At 57.2% G+C, this 15,390-nt stretch carries 15 protein-coding genes; all 15 read left to right on the top strand.

Going from position 1 to position 15,390, the window contains the following annotated elements; translation table 11 throughout:
- On the top strand, positions 1 to 680 hold a 680-nt coding region (locus PFH44_RS00610; RefSeq protein WP_463671530.1), incomplete at its 5' end, for a DNA mismatch repair MutL family protein.
- Positions 673 to 1,623 (top strand): tRNA (adenosine(37)-N6)-dimethylallyltransferase MiaA, encoded by a 951-nt coding sequence (miaA, locus tag PFH44_RS00605; RefSeq protein WP_045853364.1) that lies wholly within the window; start codon positions 673 to 675, stop codon positions 1,621 to 1,623. The genes PFH44_RS00610 and miaA, both read left to right, overlap by 8 nt.
- Positions 1,624 to 1,715: 92 nt before the next feature.
- Positions 1,716 to 2,024, top strand: coding sequence for an RNA chaperone Hfq (gene hfq, locus PFH44_RS00600; protein WP_041143712.1), 309 nt, complete (start codon positions 1,716 to 1,718; stop codon positions 2,022 to 2,024).
- Between the two features lie 197 nt (positions 2,025 to 2,221).
- On the top strand, positions 2,222 to 3,502 hold the full coding sequence (gene hflX, locus PFH44_RS00595) for a ribosome rescue GTPase HflX (protein ID WP_283824072.1): 1,281 nt from the start codon (positions 2,222 to 2,224) through the stop codon (positions 3,500 to 3,502).
- Positions 3,503 to 3,567: 65 nt separating this feature from the next.
- On the top strand, positions 3,568 to 4,824 hold the full coding sequence (gene hflK, locus PFH44_RS00590) for an FtsH protease activity modulator HflK (RefSeq protein WP_045853362.1): 1,257 nt from the start codon (positions 3,568 to 3,570) through the stop codon (positions 4,822 to 4,824).
- Between the two features lie 2 nt (positions 4,825 to 4,826).
- Entirely contained in the window at positions 4,827 to 5,831 is a 1,005-nt protein-coding gene (gene hflC, locus PFH44_RS00585; protein ID WP_045853361.1) for a protease modulator HflC, read from the top strand.
- A gap of 219 nt (positions 5,832 to 6,050) precedes the next feature.
- Positions 6,051 to 6,248, top strand: coding sequence for a DUF2065 domain-containing protein (locus PFH44_RS00580; RefSeq protein ID WP_128879251.1), 198 nt, complete (start codon positions 6,051 to 6,053; stop codon positions 6,246 to 6,248).
- A gap of 102 nt (positions 6,249 to 6,350) precedes the next feature.
- Positions 6,351 to 7,649, top strand: coding sequence for an adenylosuccinate synthase (gene purA, locus PFH44_RS00575; RefSeq protein WP_132513822.1), 1,299 nt, complete (start codon positions 6,351 to 6,353; stop codon positions 7,647 to 7,649).
- Positions 7,650 to 7,799: 150 nt separating this feature from the next.
- Positions 7,800 to 8,222 (top strand): nitric oxide-sensing transcriptional repressor NsrR, encoded by a 423-nt coding sequence (nsrR, locus tag PFH44_RS00570; RefSeq protein WP_045853359.1) that lies wholly within the window; start codon positions 7,800 to 7,802, stop codon positions 8,220 to 8,222.
- 161 nt (positions 8,223 to 8,383) lie between these two features.
- A complete protein-coding gene (gene rnr / locus PFH44_RS00565; RefSeq protein WP_283824071.1) occupies positions 8,384 to 10,831 on the top strand; it encodes a ribonuclease R in 2,448 nt (815 codons plus the stop codon).
- Positions 10,832 to 11,044: 213 nt separating this feature from the next.
- The gene (gene cuyA / locus PFH44_RS00560; RefSeq protein ID WP_045853357.1) at positions 11,045 to 12,061 is read left to right on the top strand and encodes a D-cysteate sulfo-lyase; all 1,017 of its coding nucleotides are present in this window, start codon (positions 11,045 to 11,047) and stop codon (positions 12,059 to 12,061) included.
- Positions 12,054 to 12,761 carry a cysteate racemase gene (cuyB, locus tag PFH44_RS00555; RefSeq protein WP_283824070.1) on the top strand — a complete coding sequence of 236 codons (708 nt, stop codon included), beginning with the start codon at positions 12,054 to 12,056 and terminating at the stop codon, positions 12,759 to 12,761. Before cuyA ends, cuyB begins: the two co-directional genes overlap by 8 nt.
- Before the next feature lie 73 nt (positions 12,762 to 12,834).
- Entirely contained in the window at positions 12,835 to 13,842 is a 1,008-nt protein-coding gene (locus PFH44_RS00550) for a taurine ABC transporter substrate-binding protein (protein WP_082079043.1), read from the top strand.
- A complete protein-coding gene (locus PFH44_RS00545) occupies positions 13,839 to 14,609 on the top strand; it encodes an ABC transporter permease (RefSeq protein WP_283824069.1) in 771 nt (256 codons plus the stop codon). The genes PFH44_RS00550 and PFH44_RS00545 overlap by 4 nt, the downstream gene beginning before the upstream one ends.
- On the top strand, positions 14,609 to 15,385 hold the full coding sequence (locus tag PFH44_RS00540; RefSeq protein WP_283824068.1) for an ABC transporter ATP-binding protein: 777 nt from the start codon (positions 14,609 to 14,611) through the stop codon (positions 15,383 to 15,385). Before PFH44_RS00545 ends, PFH44_RS00540 begins: the two co-directional genes overlap by 1 nt.
- Positions 15,386 to 15,390 lie beyond the last annotated feature (5 nt).

Genomic DNA, 15,390 nt, shown 5'->3' with positions numbered 1-15,390 from the left:
GGCCGCATGTGCAGCCGGGATACCAAAAGCAGCAGGGGGCCCTGTATCGTCAGCTGCTTGAGACGCCGGCTGCCGAGCGTAAAAGCAGCGCCCCGGCGCCCGCGGCGGAAGGTTTGTCCGGGCACAGCCAAAGCTTTGGCCGCGTGCTGACCATCGTTGAGGGCGATTGCGCGCTGCTGGAGCGCGACGGCAGGCTGGCGCTTCTGGCGCTGCCGGTGGCCGAACGCTGGCTGCGTCAGGCGCAGCTGACGCCCGCCGGGGAGCCGGTTTGCGGACAGCCGCTGCTGATCCCGCTGCGGCTAAAGGTATCGGGCGCGGAAAAGGACGCGCTGGCGAAAGCGCAGGCGGCGCTGGTGGCTTTGGGGATCGATCTGCAGTCCGATGCGCAGCATTTGACGGTTCGCGCGGTGCCTTTACCCTTAAGACAACAAAATTTACAAATCTTGATTCCTGAACTGATAGGCTACCTGGCGCAGCGAAAGGCATTTGACGTCGGTGACATCGCGCAGTGGATCGCGCGCAATCTGGCGAGCGAGCACGCGCAGTGGAATATGGCGCAGGCGATTAGCGTGCTGGCGGACGTAGAGCGTTTATGTCCGCAGCTGGTAAAAGCTCCGCCGGGTGGCCTGTTACAACCCGTTGACCTGAATTCGGCGATGAATGCCCTGAAAGATGAGTGATGTAACTGAGGCGAGCCTGCCTAAGGCAATATTTTTAATGGGCCCAACGGCCTCCGGTAAAACGGCGCTGGCCATTGCTTTGCGTAAAATTTTACCGGTAGAGTTGATTAGTGTCGATTCCGCCCTTATCTATCGAGGAATGGACATTGGTACGGCCAAGCCGGATGCGGCAGAGCTGAGCGCAGCCCCGCATCGACTGCTGGATATTCTCGACCCGGCAGAGGCTTACTCCGCGGCGGACTTTCGTCGCGATGCGCTGGCAGAAATGGCGGATATCGTCGCTGCCGGGCGTATTCCGCTACTTGTTGGCGGAACAATGTTGTATTTCAAAGCGTTGCTGGAAGGGCTTTCGCCGCTACCGTCGGCAGATCCCGAGGTTAGAGCAAAAATTGAGCAGCAGGCAGCAGAGCAGGGGTGGCACGCACTGCACCGGCAGCTACAGGAGATCGATCCCGTCGCGGCCGCGCGTATTCATCCAAATGATCCGCAAAGACTTTCCCGAGCACTGGAAGTTTTTTTCATTTCGGGTAAAACTTTAACGGAACTGACGCAAACGTCGGGAGACGCTCTGCCGTACAAGGTGCATCAGTTCGCCATCGCCCCGGCGAGCCGGGAACTGCTCCATCAGCGCATAGAACAGCGTTTTCATCAGATGTTGGCTTCAGGTTTTGAAGCAGAAGTACGGGCGCTATTTGCCCGCGGAGATTTGCATACGGATATGCCTTCCATTCGTTGTGTAGGATATCGCCAGATGTGGTCATACCTTGATGGCGAGATCCCGTATGATGAAATGGTTTATCGAGGTGTTTGCGCCACGAGACAGTTAGCCAAGCGTCAGATAACCTGGTTGCGCGGCTGGGAAGATATTCACTGGTTAGACAGTGAACAACCTGAACAGGCGCTCAACAAAGTATTACAGGTAGTTGGTGCGAGCCAGGACTGAACGTGTACAATTAAACGGTATCGTGCGTAATTTTTTTTAAGAATCGTAAGGTTCTGAGTACAAAACAAGCATACATATAAGGAAAAGAGAGAATGGCTAAGGGGCAATCTTTACAAGATCCGTTCCTGAACGCTTTGCGTCGGGAACGCGTTCCGGTTTCTATTTATTTGGTGAATGGTATTAAGCTGCAAGGGCAAATTGAGTCTTTCGATCAGTTCGTGATCCTGTTGAAGAACACGGTCAGCCAGATGGTCTACAAGCACGCAATCTCTACCGTTGTTCCGTCTCGCCCGGTGTCTCACCACAGCAATAATGCTGGCGGCGGTACAAGCAACTATCACCACGGTGGTAGCGCGCAGGGTTCTTCTGCGCCGCAGCAAGACAGCGAAGACGCCGAATAAGGTTAATGCTGTTTTTCCAGGGCGGGGAGCCAGATTTTACTCTATGAGTTTTGGGCTGCAGGAAGGCGGTATGTAGTGAATCCCCAGGCGTTTACAGCCGTAAATGGCTGGGGTAAACGAGTAAGGCCAATACTCACACAGCCGGAAAGACCACGAGTAACTCTGTTCCCCGCTGGTATTTTAGAAGGGGTTTACGCTTGTTTGACCGTTATGATGCCGGTGAGCAGGCGGTGCTGGTACACATCTATTTTTCGCAAGACAAAGATATGGAAGACCTTCAGGAGTTTGAATCCCTGGTCTCCTCTGCCGGTGTCGAAGCAATGCAGGTGATTACCGGTAGCCGTAAAGCACCGCACCCGAAATATTTTGTTGGTGAAGGTAAGGCTGTCGAAATTGCGGAAGCCGTAAAAGCGACCGGCGCGTCGGTCGTGCTGTTCGATCATGCCCTGAGCCCAGCTCAGGAACGCAACCTGGAGCGCCTGTGCGAATGCCGGGTTATCGATCGTACAGGACTTATTTTAGATATTTTCGCCCAGCGAGCGCGCACCCACGAAGGGAAACTGCAGGTTGAGCTGGCGCAGCTGCGCCATATGGCGACGCGCCTGGTACGCGGCTGGACCCACCTTGAAAGACAGAAGGGCGGGATTGGTTTGCGTGGCCCGGGTGAAACCCAGCTCGAGACTGACCGTCGACTGCTGCGTAACCGCATTATGCAGATCCTCGGGCGGCTGGAAAAAGTATCAAAGCAGCGTGAACAGGGACGGCGGTCACGAGCCAAAGCCGACATTCCCACCGTGTCGCTGGTGGGGTACACCAACGCCGGGAAATCAACGCTGTTTAACCAGATAACCGAAGCTGAGGTTTACGCGGCGGACCAGCTGTTCGCGACTCTGGACCCGACGCTGCGCCGCATCGACGTCACTGACGTTGGTGAAACCGTGCTGGCGGACACCGTAGGCTTTATTCGTCACCTGCCGCACGATTTGGTCGCCGCGTTTAAAGCTACGCTGCAGGAGACGCGTCAGGCGACCCTGCTGCTGCACGTGATTGACGCAGCCGACGTCCGTCTGCAGGAAAACATTGATGCCGTAAATACGGTTCTCGCTGAAATCGAGGCCGATGAGATCCCGGTGCTGCTGGTGATGAACAAAATCGACATGCTTGACGATTTTGAACCGCGTATCGACCGGGATGAAGAGAATAAACCGATTCGGGTCTGGCTCTCTGCGCAGACCGGAATTGGGGTACCACTGCTTTTTCAGGCTTTGACGGAACGGCTTTCCCGTGAAGTGGCTCAGCACACGCTGCGCTTACCGCCGGAGGAAGGGCGACTGAGAAGCCGGTTCTATCAGCTTCAGGCGATAGAAAAAGAGTGGCTGGAGGATGACGGCAGCGTGAGTCTGCAGGTGCGCATGCCGATCGTTGACTGGCGTCGCCTCTGTAAACAAGAGCCAGCGCTGGTTGATTACGTGATTTGACCTTGCAGCTTGCCTGAAGATATTAACCCCTGTGGGGATATCAAAAACAAATATGGAGCATATACATGGCGTGGAATCAGCCCGGTAATAACGGACAGGACCGCGACCCGTGGGGGAGCAGCAATAACCAAGGCGGCAACTCCGGGGGAAATGGCAATAAAGGTGGTCGCGAGCAGGGGCCGCCCGATCTGGATGATATCTTCCGCAAGTTAAGTAAAAAACTTGGCGGTCTCGGTGGCGGCAAAGGGGGACAGGGAGGCGCTAGCGGCTCTCAGGGACCTCGCGGGCCTATGGGCGGACGCATTGTCGGCATCGTTGCCGCAGCCGCCGTTATTATCTGGGCAGCCAGCGGTTTCTATACCATCAAGGAAGCGGAACGTGGTGTGGTGACTCGCTTTGGTAAATTCAGCCATCTGGTTGAGCCGGGTCTTAACTGGAAACCAACCTTTATCGATAACGTCCAGGCCGTCAACGTTGAATCCGTCCGTGAACTGGCGGCTTCTGGCGTCATGCTGACGTCTGACGAAAACGTCGTGCGCGTTGAGATGAACGTGCAGTATCGGGTCACCGATCCAGAACGCTACCTGTTTAGCGTTGCCAGCGCCGACGATAGCCTGCGTCAGGCAACCGACAGCGCCCTGCGCGGCGTTATCGGCAAGTACACCATGGACCGTATTCTGACCGAAGGGCGTACCGTGATTCGTAGCGATACCCAGCGCGAGCTGGAAGAGACGATTCGTCCGTACGACATGGGTATTACCCTGCTGGACGTCAACTTCCAGACGGCACGTCCGCCGGAAGAGGTGAAGGCCGCGTTTGATGATGCGATTGCCGCGCGTGAGAACGAGCAGCAGTACATCCGCGAAGCCGAAGCTTACACCAACGAAGTGCAGCCGCGAGCTAACGGTGCCGCGCAGCGTATCCTCGAAGAGGCGCGTGCGTACAAGACTCAGACCGTTCTTGAAGCTCAGGGTGAGGTCGCGCGCTTTGCGAAGATCCTGCCTGAGTACAAAGCCGCGCCGGAGATTACCCGCGAGCGTCTGTATATCGAAAGCATGGAAAAAGTGCTGAGCCACACCCGCAAAGTGCTGGTTAACGATAAGGGCGGCAATTTGATGGTTCTGCCGCTGGACCAGATGCTGAAAGGCGCCGGTACGCCGGCAGCAAAGGGCAATAGCAGCGGTGCGAACGATCTGCTGCGCCTGCCGCCTGCTTCCAGCTCAAGCAGCGCCAGCACCACGTCGACCACTACGGATGGCAACATTATGGACCAACGTCGCGCCAACGCGCAGCGTAACGACTACCAGCGTCAGGGGGAATAACGATGCGTAAACCTGTAATTGCGATTATTGCCATCGTGCTGGTAGTGCTTTACATGTCTATCTTTGTGGTTAAAGAGGGCGAGCGCGGTATTACGCTGCGTTTTGGTAAGGTACTGCGCGATAGCGAAAATAAACCGCTGGTGTATGCGCCGGGTCTGCACTTCAAGATCCCGTTCATTGAGTCAGTGAAAACGCTCGATGCGCGTATTCAGACCATGGATAACCAGGCCGATCGCTTTGTTACCAAAGAGAAGAAAGACCTGATCGTCGACTCATACATCAAGTGGCGTATCAGCGACTTCAGCCGTTACTATCTGGCAACCGGCGGCGGCGACGTCTCCCAGGCCGAGGTGCTGCTGAAGCGTAAATTCTCTGACCGTCTGCGTTCTGAGATTGGTCGCCTGGACGTGAAGGATATCGTGACCGATTCCCGCGGTCGTCTGACCCTGGAAGTGCGCGATGCGCTGAACTCCGGCTCAGCGGGTACCGAAGATGAAGTCAGCACGCCGGCCGCTGACGACGCTATCGCCAAAGCGGCGGAGCGCGTATCGGCAGAAACTAACGGCAAGGTTCCGGTTATTAACCCGAACAGTATGGCGGCGCTGGGTATTGAAGTTGTCGACGTACGAATCAAGCAGATCAACCTGCCGGCCGAAGTGTCTGAAGCTATTTACAACCGTATGCGCGCCGAGCGTGAAGCGGTTGCCCGTCGCCACCGTTCACAGGGCCAGGAAGAGGCTGAGAAGCTGCGCGCTACCGCGGACTATGAAGTGACCAGGACGCTGGCAGAAGCCGAGCGCCAGGGCCGCATCACGCGCGGTGAAGGTGATGCCGAGTCGGCCAAGCTGTTTGCCGACGCGTTTAGCCAGGATCCGGGCTTCTACGCCTTTATCCGTAGCCTGCGCGCCTATGAGAACAGCTTCCAGGGTAACCAGGATGTGATGGTTCTCAGCCCGGAAAGCGATTTCTTCCGCTACATGAAGTCACCTGACTCCGCTCGCAAATAAGCGATTGAGTCAGCGAAAAGGCGCCTTGAGAAAGGCGCCTTTTTTATATTTTTAATTGCAGAAATAACTCTTAACACAATGAGTTATACGTTTTTTCTGCAAAAAAAGTGCATAATCAACGCGACATGCCGGACAATATGCAACATGGGCAAAAAGCGTCATGACTCAGGCCCTACGCTCTACGGCGACGCTGGTTTCGTTTCTCTCTAAAGGTTAATCATGAACTCAACAATCTGGCTGGCACTGGCGCTGGTTTTAGTACTTGAAGGGCTGGGTCCGCTGCTTTATCCGCGCGCCTGGCGTCGGATGATCGCCACAATGAGCCAGCTGCCGGATAATTTATTACGCCGTTTTGGCGGCGGTCTTGTGGTTGCCGGGATAGTCATCTACTACATGTTGACGAAATCACTGAGCTGATCAAAAAGTGGCCAGACCTGGCGGATATTGAGTGCAAAAAGTGCTGTAACTCTGAAAAAGCGATGGTAGAATCCATTTTTAAGCAAACGGTGATTTTGAAAAATGGGCAACAACGTCGTCGTACTGGGCACCCAATGGGGTGACGAAGGTAAAGGGAAGATCGTCGATCTCCTGACTGAACGGGCTAAATATGTTGTGCGCTACCAGGGTGGTCACAACGCAGGCCATACTCTCGTAATCAACGGTGAAAAAACCGTCCTGCATCTTATTCCATCAGGTATTCTCCGCGAAAATGTCACCAGCATCATCGGTAACGGTGTTGTGCTGTCTCCGGCTGCGCTGATGAAAGAAATGAAAGGACTGGAAGACCGTGGTATCCCTGTTCGTGAGCGTCTGCTGCTGTCCGAAGCCTGTCCGCTTATCCTCGATTATCACGTTGCGCTGGACGTTGCGCGTGAAAAAGCACGCGGTGCGAAAGCTATCGGTACCACCGGTCGCGGCATCGGGCCTGCTTATGAAGATAAAGTCGCTCGCCGCGGTCTGCGCGTGGGTGACCTGTTTGATAAAGCCACCTTTGCTGACAAACTGAAAGAAGTGATGGAATATCACAACTTCCAGCTGGTGAACTTCTACAAAGCGGAAGCGGTTGATTATCAAAAAGTCCTTGATGACGTGATGGCGATTGCCGACATCCTGACGGCGATGGTTGTAGACGTCTCCGATCTGCTGGATCAGGCGCGTCAGCGCGGCGACTTCGTGATGTTCGAAGGCGCGCAGGGCACTCTGCTGGATATCGACCACGGTACCTATCCGTACGTAACCTCCTCCAACACTACCGCGGGTGGCGTGGCAACCGGCTCCGGCCTGGGTCCGCGCTATGTGGATTACGTTCTGGGTATCATCAAAGCTTACTCTACTCGCGTAGGGGCAGGTCCGTTCCCGACCGAGCTGTTTGATGACATCGGCGAGTTCCTGTGCAAGCAGGGTAACGAATTCGGCGCCACCACCGGCCGTCGTCGTCGTACCGGCTGGCTGGATATCGTGGCGATCCGTCGCGCGGTGCAGATCAACTCCCTGTCCGGCTTCTGCCTGACCAAGCTGGACGTGCTGGACGGCCTGAAAGAAGTTAAAATCTGCGTAGCTTACCGTATGCCGGACGGCCGCGAAGTGACCACCACTCCGCTGGCAGCCGACAACTGGGAAGGCATCGAGCCGATCTATGAAGTCATGCCGGGCTGGTCTGAAACTACCTTCGGCGTGAAAGAGCGCAGCGGCCTGCCGCAGGCGGCGCTGAACTACATCGCGCGTATTGAAGAGCTGACCGGCGTACCGGTTGATATTATCTCTACCGGTCCTGACCGTACCGAGACGATGATTCTGCGCGACCCGTTCGACGCATAATTATCTCCAGGGGCGCCGATTGGGCGCCCCTTGTTTTTGCTGCCTACCCGTCCCATTTCAAATAAATTAGCGGCCTGTGCGTCGGCTGGTTTATCATCAATATAGTCATACCCTGCGGATTCACCGCTTTCCCCTTACCCTGAGGTTGCTGTGCAGTTAACGAGTTTCACTGATTACGGATTACGAGCGCTTATCTATATGGCGTCGCTACCGGAAGGCCGAATGACGAGCATCTCCGAAGTGACGGAGGTCTACGGCGTGTCGCGTAATCATATGGTAAAAATAATCAATCAGCTGAGTCGCTCTGGTTACGTTATGGCAGTGCGGGGAAAGAACGGGGGGATCCGCCTCGGTAAGCCGGCAAAAACGATTCGTGTAGGTGACGTGGTTCGCGATCTTGAGCCGCTATCGCTGGTCAACTGCAGCAGCGAATTTTGCCACATTACTCCCGCGTGTCGCCTGAAACAGGCGCTTGCAGAAGCGGCGCAAAGTTTTCTTAAGGAACTTGATAACTACACGCTGGCTGATTTGGTTGAAGAGAATCAACCGCTTTATAAATTATTGCTGGTGTAAAGAATTAAAGGCCGAGTATTTCAGGTCGCATCGCGGCGGCAACTGAACGAATCTCCGGGAGCTTACTCAGGTAAGTGACCGGAGTGAGTGAAGGCAGCTAACAAAGAGGCGGCGTGAAAGACGAAGGAACTTTCACCAGAGATGACAACGGAGGAACCGAGATGTCACAAGATCCTTTCCAGGACCGCGAAGCTGAAAAGTATGCGAATCCAATCCCTAGCCGGGAATTTATCCTCGATCATTTAGCAAAACGTGAAAAACCGGCCAGCCGAGACGAGCTGGCGATAGAACTGAATATCGAAGGCGAAGAGCAGCTAGAAGGGCTACGCCGCCGCCTGCGCGCCATGGAGCGCGACGGGCAGCTGGTGTTTACCCGCCGTCAGTGCTACGCGCTGCCGGAGCGCCTTGACCTGCTCAAAGGCGTGGTTATCGGCCATCGCGATGGCTTTGGCTTCCTGCGCGTCGAGGGGCGTAAAGACGACCTGTACCTGTCGTCTGAGCAGATGAAAACCTGCATTCATGGCGATCAGGTGCTGGCGCAGCCGCTGGGCGCGGACCGTAAAGGCCGGCGCGAAGCGCGTATCGTGCGGGTGCTGGTGCCAAAAACCAGCCAGATCGTCGGCCGCTACTTCACCGACGCCGGCGTGGGCTTCGTGGTCCCTGACGACAGCCGCCTGAGCTTCGATATCCTGATCCCGCCTGAAGAAGTCATGGGCGCGCGGATGGGCTTTGTGGTGGTGGTTGAACTGACCCAGCGCCCGACCCGCCGCACGAAAGCGGTGGGCAAAATCGTTGAGGTGCTGGGCGATAACATGGGCACCAGCATGGCGGTCGATATGGCGCTGCGCACCCATGAAATTCCTTACACCTGGCCACCGGAGGTGGAAAAACAGGTCTCCGTGCTGAAAGAGCAGGTGCCGGAAGAGGCGAAAATCGGCCGCGTTGATTTACGCGATCTGCCGCTGGTCACCATTGACGGTGAGGACGCCCGCGACTTTGATGACGCGGTTTACTGCGAGAAGAAACGCGGCGGCGGCTGGCGCCTGTGGGTTGCCATTGCCGACGTAAGCTACTACGTGCGTCCCGGTACGCCGCTGGACGGCGAAGCGCGCAGCCGCGGCACCTCGGTCTACTTCCCTTCGCAGGTGGTGCCGATGCTGCCGGAAGTGCTCTCTAACGGCCTGTGCTCGCTGAACCCGCAGGTCGATCGCCTGTGCATGGTTTGCGAAATGACGATTTCGTCAAAAGGCCGCCTGACCGGCTACAAATTCTATGAAGCGGTAATGAGCTCGCACGCGCGTCTGACCTATACCAAGGTATGGCATATGCTGCAGGGCGACGGCGAGCTGCGCGAGCAGTACGCGCCGCTGGTCAAGCATATCGAAGAGCTGCATACCCTTTACAAAGTCCTCGATAGCGCTCGCGAAGAGCGCGGCGGCATCTCCTTTGAAAGTGAAGAAGCGAAGTTCATCTTTAACGCTGAACGCCGCATTGAGCGTATTGAGCAGACCCAGCGTAACGACGCTCATAAGCTGATCGAAGAGTGCATGATTCTGGCGAATATCTCCGCCGCCCGCTTCGTTGAGAAGGCGCTGGAGCCGGCCCTGTTCCGTATCCACGATAAGCCGACCACGGAAGCGATTACCGCGTTCCGCACGGTATTGGCGGAGCTCGGCCTGGAGCTGCCGGGTGGCAACAAGCCGGAGCCGCGCGACTACGCCGAGCTGCTGACCTCCATCGCCGATCGTCCTGACCACGAGATGCTGCAAACCATGCTGCTGCGCTCGATGAAGCAGGCGGTCTACGATCCGGAAAACCGCGGCCACTTTGGCCTGGCGCTGCAGTCCTACGCGCACTTCACCTCGCCGATCCGCCGCTATCCTGACCTGTCGCTGCACCGTGCCATTAAGTACCTGCTGGCGAAAGAGCAGGGGCACAAGGGCAACAGCACTGAAACCGGCGGCTGGCACTACAGCATGGAAGAGATGCTGCAGCTGGGCGCGCACTGTTCGATGGCCGAACGTCGCGCCGACGAAGCGACCCGCGAGGTCTCTGACTGGCTGAAGTGTGACTTTATGCTGGATCAGGTGGGCAACGTCTTTAAGGGCGTGATTGCCAGCGTCACCGGCTTTGGCTTCTTCGTCCGCCTGGACGAGCTGTTTATCGACGGCCTGGTGCACGTGTCATCCCTGGATAACGACTACTACCGCTTCGACCAGGTCGGACAGCGTTTGATCGGCGAGTCCGGCGGCCAGACCTATCGACTGGGCGATCGCGTGGAAGTACGCGTGGAAGCGGTCAACATGGACGAGCGCAAAATCGACTTCTCGCTGATCTCCAGCGAGCGCGCCCCGCGCAACGTCGGCAAGACCGAGCGTGAGAAGGCGAAAAAGTCGAGCGCCGGCAAGCCTTCCGGGCGTCGTCGCCAGGCCGGTAAGCAGGTAAACTTCGAGCCAGAAAGCGCCTTCCGCAAAGAGAAAGGCAAGTCTCAGCCCAAAGCTGCCCAGCCTAAAGGCGAGAAAAAAGCGAAGAAGCCGTCGGCCAAAACGCAGAAAATAGCTGCCGCAACCAAAGCGAAGCGCGCGGCGAAAAAGCAAAGCGCTGAGTAATACCCACTCGATAACCCCTTCCATGAGGCAGGGGTTATTCTTTTTTGCCGTAAGTCATTCCACAACAGAATAGACAATTCTCCCTTCCCCTCGTATTTCCTGCTTAGTCTATTTTCAGAAAACGTTATTTATTCTTTTTAATTAGCCATATTTTCCCGATGTGTATAGTGGGTTTTACTTTTATTCTGCCCTCTTCATTTGCAAGGAGCATGTATGCATCTGGCCCGTTTTCCTCGTGTGTCTCTTGGTCATTTTCCCACGCCGCTTGAGCCGCTGGATAACTTGTCGAAATTATTAGGTGGTCCAAAAATATGGATCAAACGGGATGATGCGACCGGCCTGGCGAGCGGCGGCAATAAAACCCGCAAGCTGGAATTTTTACTGGCGGATGCGCTGGCGCGAAATGCTGACGTAGTGATTACTCAGGGCGCGACGCAGTCTAACCATGTGCGCCAGACCATCGCCGGTGCGGCACGTCTTGGGCTGCAGGCGAAAGCGCTGCTGGAGAAGCGGGTGACTGATTTTGGCGAGGATTATCAACGCTCCGGCAACGTTCTGTTGGATGAGCTACTGGGCGGGGAAATTGTGGCCCATCTGCCCGGCGGCACCGATATGCAGCGGGCGATGGAGGAGTACGCCGCCACGCTGCGTGAGCAAGGATACAACCCGTATGTTATCCCCGGCGGAGGCTCTAACCCCATCGGCGCGCTGGGCTACGTCGCCTGCGCCGAAGAGCTGCTATATCAGTCATCTCAGCTGCGCCTGCGCATCGATCACGTGGTTCACGCTACGGGCAGCACCGGTACCCAGGCGGGGCTGGTGGCGGGCTTTACGGCGACCAACAGCCATGTTCCTGTGCTGGGGATCAGCGTGCGTGCGCCTAAGGATAAGCAGGAAGAGAACGTCTGGAACCTGGCCGCCAAAACGCTTGCCCTGCTGGGTGTTCCGGGTGATTTGCCGCATAGCGCCGTCGTCGCCAATAGCGATTATGTCGGCGAGGGCTACGGTCTGCCAACCGCAGGGACGCTGGAGGCGCTGACGCTGCTGGCGCGTCATGAAGGTATTCTTCTTGACCCGGTCTACTCCGCGAAAGGGATGGCCGGGCTTATCGATCTGATTCGTCAGGGCCACTTCCGTCAGGATGAGAACGTGGTCTTTATCCACACCGGCGGCTCCGCGGGACTGTTCGGCTACCGCCAGCTGTTAGAGGCGCAGTCTAACCATGACTAAGCCGTTTCTGCTTGGCGTGCTGGGCGGCATGGGGCCGCTTGCCACGCTGGATTTTCAGCGACGGCTGCTCGATGCCACGCCGGCGCAGAGCGATCAGCAGCAGCTACCGTCGATAGTGTGGAACGTTCCGCAAGTCGCGGACCGGCAAAAGGCGCTAGCGGGAACCGGCCCGTCACCGTTGCCGCAGCTCATCCATGGTATTAAAACGCTCAATCAGGCAGGGGCAAGCCATATCGCTATCCCCTGCAATACGGCGCATCACTGGTACGACGCTCTGAGTCAGGTCAGCGAGGCTCCCATTCTGCATATTGTAGACGCCACGCTTGCCGTGCTGGCGCAGCAGGAGGACCAACCTCAGCGGGTGGGCATTATCGCCACGCAAGGCACGCTGGAGGCGGGCTGGTATCAGCGCAGGCTGGCGGAGCAGGGGATTGAGGCTATCGAGCCGACGGAGGCGGAGCTGGCGCAGTGGTTTGTGCCCGGCTGTTACGCCGTTAAGCGTGGTGCGCTGGAAGAAGGTGGCGAGCAGTTGCTGCGTCAGGCAAACGCGCTGTTTGACCGCGGTGCACAAAAGCTGATTCTGGCCTGTACCGAGGTTCCCGTTGCGCTTGCGGCGGTGAAGGCGCCGTTTTATGACCTGACGTTCGATCCGTCCCAGGCCCTGGCCGAGCGATGTTCGCAGCTATGGCAATTAAGCTAATACCGCATTAAGCATTTTCCAGTCCGATTATTAATCCGGACACTAATTTCTGCACTTTCCAGGGGTAAATATAATGAAGAAAAGTCTCTGCTTATTAATCGCAGCGGGTGGTTTATGGGCGAATGCCAGCTTTGCGGATACGCCTGCCGAAGTTCGGGTGGCCTATAGCGGCGGCTCCCAGGTATTAATGCTGGCAAAGGCCGATGGCTCTCTGGATAAGGCATTAAACAGCAAAGTGAAATGGGTGCAATTTGCCTCTGGCGCTGATGCGTTAAACTATTTTGCCAGTAATGCGATTGATATTGCCAACTTTGGATCCAGCCCGGCGGCGGCGGGGATCGTCAGAAAACTGCCGGTAGAGATTATTGGCGTCTCCGGCGTTATTGCCAGCTACGAACGGTTAATTGGCAAAGAGGGAATTAGCAACATTAAGGATATTGAAGGCAAGCGCGTGGCCTACCCGCCGAATTCGACGGCGCAATATGCTCTTGAAGCGGCCATCGACGTCAACAAACTGGATCGCAGCAAGATAACCCTGCTGCCGCTGCGCCCGGCAGACATGGTCGCCGCCTGGAAACGTGGTGATATTGACGCGGGCTACGTCTGGGCGCCGTTTGCCCAGGAGCTGGAGTCCTCCGGCGGACACCAGGTCTTTGCCACAAAAGACCTGCAAAAAGATGGCTACCTGATTTACAACAACTACGTGGTGCGTAAGGCCTTTGCCGAGCAATATCCGCAGGTCGTGACCGCCTTCCTGCGCGTTCACCAGCAAAAGGTCGACGAATTTAAGCAGGATCCGGAGCGCGCTGCGGCTATCGTGGCGAAAGAGGTGGGGGCACCGGTAGCCACCGCGGCGAATACGCTTGGCGGCCTGGAATACCCCACTCTGAGCCAGCAGGGGACGGCGGCATGGCTGGGCAACGGGACGCAAACGTCCGACAGCGGCATCGGCAAAGCGCTGAGTAAAACCTCTGGTTTCCTCGCGGGCATTGGCGAGATCCGCAAGCGCGACATTCCGGCGAACTGGGATGCCGCGATTGATTCACGCTATATCCGCGACGCGGCGGTAGCTGCGCAATGAGATTGAGCCACCATATCGCCATCAGCATCGTCTCGGTGGCGGTTTTCTTTATTGTCTGGCAGGTGGCGGCGACGCGGCAGTGGGTTGACCCGCTGCTGCTGCCCTCCCTGACGGACATCGGCCTCACCACCGAAGAGCTGCTGGCAGACGGCTATCGCCAGGTGCCGCTGTGGGAGCATATCGCGGTGAGCCTCGCGCGCGCCCTGAGCGCTTTTGCGGTCGCGATTATCATCGGCATTCCGCTGGGGCTGCTGATGGGGCTGTCGGACGGCCTCGCCGCCGTGTTAAATCCGTTCGTGCAGTTCCTGCGCCCGCTGCCCAAAATCGCCCTGATCCCGCTGGCCGTGGTCTGGCTGGGGATTGGTGAAGCGTCTAAATTCTTCCTGATATTTATCGCCACCTTTTTAAGCGTAGTGGTCGGAGCCTCTGCCGCCGTCGAGCGTATTGGCCGCTCGCGCATTCGCGTGGCGCAAACCCTCGGCGCCTCGCGTAAGCAGATCTTCCTGCGGGTCGTGCTGCCGGATGCGCTACCCGACCTTTTCACCACCGTCAGGCTGTCGATTGGTATCGGCTGGACGTCGCTAATTGCCGCGGAGATGGTGGCCGCCAGTTCGGGCCTTGGCTGGATGGTGATTAACGCCAGCTCCTATCTGCGTACCGATATCGTCATGCTCGGCATTCTGCTGCTGGGCGGCATTGGCTATCTGCTGGATTTATTGCTGCTGGGGCTGCAACGGCTGTTTGTGCCCTGGGCGGGGAAAGAATAATGAGTGCCATCACGTTGGAAAACGTCTCGCTCTCCTTTGCGGCCAAGCCGCAGCCGTTCACGGTGCTCGAGGATATCAGCCTGTCGCTGAACAAAGGGGAATTTGTCGTCCTGCTGGGCCCTTCGGGCTGCGGCAAATCCACCATTCTCAATCTGGTGGCCGGATTTACCCAACCGGATCGCGGACGCGTAGCGGCGGGCGGTAAACCGGTGCGCTCGCCGGGGCCGGATCGCGGCATGATTTTTCAGCAGCCGAATCTGTTCCCGTGGCTGTCGGTGCTGGAGAACGTCACCTTTGGCCCGCGGTTGGGCAGGTACCGTAAAGAAGAGACCAACGCGCGGGCGCTGGACTGGCTTGCCCGGGTTGGCCTGAAAGGGTTTGAGCATCACGCCCCCTGGCAGCTCTCCGGCGGCATGAAGCAGCGCGTGGCGCTGGCGCGCGCCTGGCTGCCCGGTCCGGAAGTGCTGCTGCTGGACGAGCCTTTCGGCGCGCTGGATGCGCAAACCCGGCTGATGATGCAGGAGCTGCTGCGCGAGTCCTGGCTTTCGACGGGGACTACCCTGCTGTTTGTCACCCACGATGTTGAAGAGGCGCTGTTCCTTGCCGACCGCATTCTGGTCATGTCGGCGAAGCCGGGAAAAATCGTTGAGGAGATCGTTCTGCCCTTCGGCCGCGAACGGGATATCGAAACCCTGGCCGAACACCCGCGCTACAGCGAGATTAAACATCACGTTTTGCACCGGGTGCGCCAGGAGGCAAAACGACATTTAGGCTAAACGCG

Source organism: Klebsiella sp. Ech2A, from assembly GCF_030078455.1.
Taxonomy (GTDB): Bacteria; Pseudomonadota; Gammaproteobacteria; order Enterobacterales; family Enterobacteriaceae; genus Klebsiella; species Klebsiella terrigena.
The sequence above is the reverse complement of the archived record's forward strand: the minus strand, read 5'-3'. Positions and strand labels throughout refer to the sequence as shown.

Bases quoted from the DNA above. Each gene is read 5' to 3' on its own strand.
- miaA (WP_045853364.1), top strand. From the start codon at position 673: ATGAGTGATGTAACTGAGGCGAGCCTGCCTAAGGCAATATTTTTAATG.
- hfq (WP_041143712.1), top strand. From the start codon at position 1,716: ATGGCTAAGGGGCAATCTTTACAAGATCCGTTCCTGAACGCTTTGCGT.
- hflK (WP_045853362.1), top strand. From the start codon at position 3,568: ATGGCGTGGAATCAGCCCGGTAATAACGGACAGGACCGCGACCCGTGG.
- hflC (WP_045853361.1), top strand. From the start codon at position 4,827: ATGCGTAAACCTGTAATTGCGATTATTGCCATCGTGCTGGTAGTGCTT.
- PFH44_RS00580 (WP_128879251.1), top strand. From the start codon at position 6,051: ATGAACTCAACAATCTGGCTGGCACTGGCGCTGGTTTTAGTACTTGAA.
- purA (WP_132513822.1), top strand. From the start codon at position 6,351: ATGGGCAACAACGTCGTCGTACTGGGCACCCAATGGGGTGACGAAGGT.
- rnr (WP_283824071.1), top strand. From the start codon at position 8,384: ATGTCACAAGATCCTTTCCAGGACCGCGAAGCTGAAAAGTATGCGAAT.
- cuyA (WP_045853357.1), top strand. From the start codon at position 11,045: ATGCATCTGGCCCGTTTTCCTCGTGTGTCTCTTGGTCATTTTCCCACG.
- cuyB (WP_283824070.1), top strand. From the start codon at position 12,054: ATGACTAAGCCGTTTCTGCTTGGCGTGCTGGGCGGCATGGGGCCGCTT.
- PFH44_RS00550 (WP_082079043.1), top strand. From the start codon at position 12,835: ATGAAGAAAAGTCTCTGCTTATTAATCGCAGCGGGTGGTTTATGGGCG.
- PFH44_RS00545 (WP_283824069.1), top strand. From the start codon at position 13,839: ATGAGATTGAGCCACCATATCGCCATCAGCATCGTCTCGGTGGCGGTT.
- PFH44_RS00540 (WP_283824068.1), top strand. From the start codon at position 14,609: ATGAGTGCCATCACGTTGGAAAACGTCTCGCTCTCCTTTGCGGCCAAG.